Source organism: Microvirga aerophila (genome assembly GCF_003332305.1).
GTDB classification, from domain to species: Bacteria; Pseudomonadota; Alphaproteobacteria; order Rhizobiales; family Beijerinckiaceae; genus Microvirga; species Microvirga aerophila.
The window spans coordinates 1-4,786 of record NZ_QOIO01000132.1; the positions used below are offsets into that span (position 1 = coordinate 1).

The window sequence follows — 4,786 nt, forward strand, 5'->3', positions numbered from 1 at the left end:
CATCACATCCTCCCGTGACCGGGAGGTGAATCATCAACTCACTGCAAAGAAAAGATCTTTTATGGGTTCACGACCTAGATCGCGCTTGCAGCGCACGGTTAGCCTGCGCGGCATCCGAATAGCCTTCATACGCTGATCTCCCGAACCCGCCCTATCGGTTCACGCGACGGCACCCGCCGTCCGCAATGGGACGAGCGTACCCATGCCAATCTCCCAGCCTTTCGCCATCGGCATCGACGGTGCCTTCGACATCCTGGCGACATCCTGGCCCGCATCCGCGAGGAGACGTCGGCACTCTCCTTCAGTCCCCGGGGCGCGGTCCGGTGCGAGGGACGTCCGATGTTCCGGCATCGGGCAGCACGTGACTTTGGATACCTGCTCGACGTCGATCCATCCGTGATCTCGTGGACATGCCTGCCGATGGTCCTGGATCACGCGCAAGGTCCGCACGTACCGGATTTCGCGATCACCCGAACGTCGGGCACGGCTCTGATCGACGTGCTTCCGCCAAACCGGGAAGCGTCCCTGCCACCGGTGCTGGCGGAAGCGGCTCCCGCAGCGGGCCATCGGTACGAAACCATCACCGAGGCCGACTTTCCCGAAGGCTTGCGGCTCGACAATGCCCGTGATCTCCTGCGCTACGCCAACTACCACGCGTCGCTCGGGGATCGCGTGCGGTTGCTGACGCTGCTCGAGGAGCAGGGACCCGAGGCAATCCTGTCCGGCGCGTGGACCCCTCCCGAGGGTGTCTCGATGCGTGACGTGATGGGCTGCCGTTGGGACATGCCGACCCGGCTACATCAACCCGCTCCAGGCCGTGGCCGCCGGCTTCACCTCGCAGGAGCGTGTCGCCAACGAACTCGGCAACGAATCCTCGGAGATCGACATCGAGAACGTACGCGCCAAGGCCCGCTCCGAGGCGGACGGGCTGTCGTACACGGTATTCAATCCGCAGACTGCGGGGCAGCCGCGGCGATGGCAGCCGCGATCATGGCAGGCGACAACGAGCCGACGGAGATTGAGAAAGACGTTGCCGCCATCGAGGAGGCAGCCCTTGCCGACGAGGTGGAGAAGGTCGCGCCCGCCGAGGGCGCTAAGAAGCCGCGCCGGAAGCCGGAGCCGGCCCCGACAGCCTGATCACGCCGTCTACTCTTCTGCCGTGACGGGCGGCGACGGGTGCCGCGCCTCAAGCTGCGCGTGGAACTTGGCAGCCCGGACGATACGCTTTTGGATCTCTTTCCGGGCCTTCTCAAAATGACGCTCGAGGCCTGCGGCGTAGTCCCACGCAACCTCTACTGCCTCAAGCCCATAGGCTCGCCGCAGCTCCACCGCGAGCTTCCATGCCTCAAGCCCGCGCTGCGCTGCCTGTTCGGCGTAATCCTCCTCGAGGGTGTCCTCGCTGTGCTCCAGGCCGGAGTTGATGATGCCCTGACTTTCCTGGACCTTGTTGCGGAAGCTCAGGACGCGTCCCGCAAGCTTGATGGGCAATGACCGCCAGCCGTCGGTGTCATCAGGATACTCAGGCAGCTCTGGCAACTTGGCGGTCCAGTCGGGGTACTGTTCTTCCGGCCTGTGCTCGGCGCTCTCATTGCCGTTAATGGCATCGGCGCATGCCGAGGCATAGGCCTCGAGCAGAACCGCCAGACGTAGCGCCATGTATCCGGCGTTGGCCTTCCGCTTGTCGGCGGCTGCCCACCACTCTCGCAGCCATCCGAGTCCTTGGTTGACCAGTGCCGCGATGATGCCCGCCGATCCTGCCAGCGTCAGCAGGCTGCCCCATGTAAATTCCACCGTGGTCATCTGTTTGCGGCCGTCTCACCGATCGCCGCGAGGGCCATGCCGGCAGCCTTTTCCTTCATGTCGCCGACGACCATGTCCATCCTCTCGGTGATGTACTCATCGATGATGTCCCGCATGCCGCCAGCGTCGAGAACCTCGTCCCACTTGTATGTTTGGATGTTCAACTCGGCCTTCATCTCTCCGGCGAAATTCGCGAGATTCTCCTGAAAGATCTGCCACTCGATCCCGGTGAGCGTCTTGGCATCGTGCTCCGGATCGCCATGAACCGTCTTGAGCTGCCCCTCGAAGACAGCAACGAACCGCTCGGAGGCCGGGAGTACCCGCGCTGCGATATAGGCCTCAAGTTCCGTCGTGATGGCTTTCCCGACATCCTTCCCGAGATTGTAAGCCTTGCGCTCCCCGCGCTTCTTGAACCAGCCGAACATCCTGCCCCCGCTTGCTTTCCGGCACCTTTGCGCACCTGAACCCTAGGTGTCCAGCCCTAGGCCGTCGCCCGGTCCCGGGACGGCGGTGGCTCGAAGACGAGGGCCACCCGGTGGCTGCCGCGACGGGGACATTTCAGTCGCTCGGCAAGCGTGCTGAGCGGAAACTCCTGCTCCCTCGTACACACGAGCGTTTCCATGTCGAGATCCGCCTCGTAGAGGCACTCCCGGATCGACTTCATGCCGTCCCGCTTGCCGTGAGCGCACCGCATGCGGATACGCCACCCGAGGCTCCACGCCTCCCCGATAGATTCGATCGCCGACATCATAGGAGCAGCAAGAGAACAAAAATCCGGAAGGTCAGGAGTTGAGACGTCGATTCATCTGTGACCCGACAGGAAGGCCGTTGCGATGTCTAACGGGCCTTGCCTAAACGAAAGTCGGGCGGCAGGCCGAAGTAGTTGGGCACGTCAATAAAGCCATTCTCCTCAAGCTTGGTGTCGCCCTCAACTAAAGCGCTTTTGATCTGGGCTTGAATCCATTCGGGTGGTTTCTGCGTTGACTGGGATATGGCCCAGGAGGCGAGCGATGCCCCAGCCCTATTCTCCTGATCTGCGTGAGCGTGTTCTGGTCGCCTGCGAGCGCGGCGACGGCAGCCAGGTTGAGATCGCCCACCGCTTCCAGGTCTGCCCCGCAACGATCTCGAATTGGCGCCGCCAGGAGCGCGAGGAAGGCCGACGCTGTCCCAAGCCGCACAGTGGTGGCGTGCCCTCGCGCCTGGATGCAGTAGCTCTGGAGGGGCTGCGCCAACTGGTGATCGAGGACAATGACGCGCTGCTGCGCGAGTACCGTGAGCGCCTAGCCGAGCGCACTGGCGTGACGGTGTGTCTGGCGGTGATCTGCGAGGCGCTCAAGCGCCTAAAGCTGCGTCCGAAAAAAAGACGCTTCGGGCGGCCGAGCAGGAGCGGCCCGAGGTTGCCGCCGAGCGTGAGGCTTACCGCCAGCAGATGAGCGAGATCCCCGCGGACCGCTTGATGTTCCTGGATGAAAGCGGGGTGACGACCAAGATGGCGCGCACTCACGCCCGAGCGCCGCGGGCAGCGGGCGTACGGAAGTATCCCGCTCGGCTCGTGGCAGCGACTGACGGTCTTAGGCGCGCTCTCCTGTGAGGGTCTGGTGGCCACAATGAGCATCGAGGCTGCGACTTCCACGCCGGTGCTGCTGGCCTATCTCGAACAGGTGCTGGTGCCGAAACTCCAGCAGGTGAAGCCGAACGCCATTCTGGTGATGGATAACCTGCGCCCGCATCGGGCGACGGAAGTGCGGGAACTGCTCGATCAGGCCGGAATTGGGCTGCTGTACCTGCCGCGCTACTCGCCCGAGTTCAACCCGATCGAACAGGCCTGGTCCAAGGTGAAAGAGCGGCTTAAGGCGAAAGCCGCGCGTAGCCTGGAGGCGCTCGAGGCAGAGCTCAAACCGGCTCTCGAGTCCATCACGGCCCAGAATGCCCGAGGCTGGATCAGGCGCGCCGGCTATGCTCTACACTGAGACCAAAAGCGCTTTAGCTCATGGCAGGATGCGGATGGGAAAGCCGCGAAAGGAGTTTCTGGATGAATAAGGGGTTTGGGGTAACCGTCACGGTCGTGCAACCGGGGAACCAGGAGCCGACGACCGCTCCCCTGGTCGTCGTCGCTCAGGATGAACGTGATGCCGAACTTGTCGCGGCGCGGGCCGCAGGCCCCAACGCTCACGCGGAAACGCTTCGTGAGCTTACGGATGAAGAGGTTCTGGCCCATGGCCTTGATCTACAGACTCACGGCAGCGCCAAGGTCTTGCCACTCTTGAATTTGTAGTGCCCCAAAAGCCAATCTCGCCAAGTCGCCTGCATGCGCCCTTGCGACGGACGAGGGATTCCCATGCTACTCAGCCAGGTCTGGTATAGCCACTTGAGCGGCCATTCGGCTTGCTTCCACCCCGTGCCAGAAGCTGTCGTTCCGGGCTCTTCCGAGGGCAGTCCGCCCGCCAAGCAGGCGGCGCCCGTGCCTAGAAGTCTTTCCATGCGGCATCGATGCCCACTGCCGCAGGGTATCCGCATGACGCCTCAACCGATTTCCACCGCTTCACACGAGGAGGAGAAGCCCCTCCTTCTCGTTGGCCCTGAGCACGGTAGCTGGCACACCGGGGTTTTGGTTCTGAGGCAAATGGTTGGCCTACATCGATACGAGTGTCATGTTGCACCCGTCTCATTGGCTCCCGCTCTCTGTGGATCTGCCGGACGCGGACTGACCTGGTGTCCACCCGGCGGCTACGTCATTCAGGGTCACATGCCGGCGGCCGCAGGCAGGCGCCTGCTCGGCGAAAGACAGCAAGTAAAAGGGAATCGTCCCGCCTTGTATCCCCGTTGGATCGCAGGGGACCGTCTTCAGGATTGTCTGAGTCGCTTGTATTCCTGTCACGCCGATCCCTGACCTACGGCCGAAGATTAACTAGGCAGCGGACTCATAACTGCGGATCCAGATGCGGGCTGATGCGAGCTTGATGGCGGCCAGGAAGTTGTCCGGGTT

6 protein-coding genes and 1 pseudogene are annotated in these 4,786 nt (G+C 63.0%); 4 read left to right on the forward strand and 3 right to left on the reverse strand.

What is annotated here, in order from left to right; genetic code table 11:
- Positions 1-339: 339 nt before the first annotated feature.
- Positions 340-1,137 (forward strand): hypothetical protein, encoded by a 798-nt coding sequence (locus DRB19_RS28930; protein ID WP_114189400.1) that lies wholly within the window; start codon positions 340-342, stop codon positions 1,135-1,137.
- Between the two features lie 9 nt (positions 1,138-1,146).
- Here the strand turns inward: DRB19_RS28930 and DRB19_RS28935 are convergent, their stop codons facing one another.
- From DRB19_RS28935 to DRB19_RS28945, 3 genes are read right to left on the reverse strand one after another with little or no spacing between them, the layout of a single operon-like run.
- Complete coding sequence (locus DRB19_RS28935) at positions 1,147-1,800, reverse strand: hypothetical protein (protein WP_114189401.1); 654 nt, start codon at positions 1,798-1,800, stop codon at positions 1,147-1,149.
- On the reverse strand, positions 1,797-2,225 hold the full coding sequence (locus tag DRB19_RS28940) for a hypothetical protein (protein ID WP_114189402.1): 429 nt from the start codon (positions 2,223-2,225) through the stop codon (positions 1,797-1,799). The genes DRB19_RS28935 and DRB19_RS28940 overlap by 4 nt, the downstream gene beginning before the upstream one ends.
- A gap of 56 nt (positions 2,226-2,281) precedes the next feature.
- Complete coding sequence (locus tag DRB19_RS28945) at positions 2,282-2,551, reverse strand: hypothetical protein (RefSeq protein WP_174800026.1); 270 nt, start codon at positions 2,549-2,551, stop codon at positions 2,282-2,284.
- 259 nt (positions 2,552-2,810) lie between these two features.
- Between DRB19_RS28945 and DRB19_RS28950 the strand changes: the two genes are divergently transcribed.
- The 3 genes and pseudogenes from DRB19_RS28950 (at position 2,811) to DRB19_RS28960 (ending at position 4,075) form a co-directional block, all read left to right on the forward strand.
- Positions 2,811-3,233, forward strand: a complete 423-nt coding sequence (locus tag DRB19_RS28950; RefSeq protein ID WP_114189403.1) for a helix-turn-helix domain-containing protein — start codon at positions 2,811-2,813, stop codon at positions 3,231-3,233.
- A 72-nt stretch (positions 3,234-3,305) separates the two neighbouring features.
- Positions 3,306-3,770: pseudogene (locus DRB19_RS28955) on the forward strand (IS630 family transposase); the annotation flags it as partial.
- 62 nt (positions 3,771-3,832) lie between these two features.
- On the forward strand, positions 3,833-4,075 hold the full coding sequence (locus DRB19_RS28960) for a hypothetical protein (RefSeq protein WP_114189405.1): 243 nt from the start codon (positions 3,833-3,835) through the stop codon (positions 4,073-4,075).
- Positions 4,076-4,786: the final 711 nt, after the last annotated feature.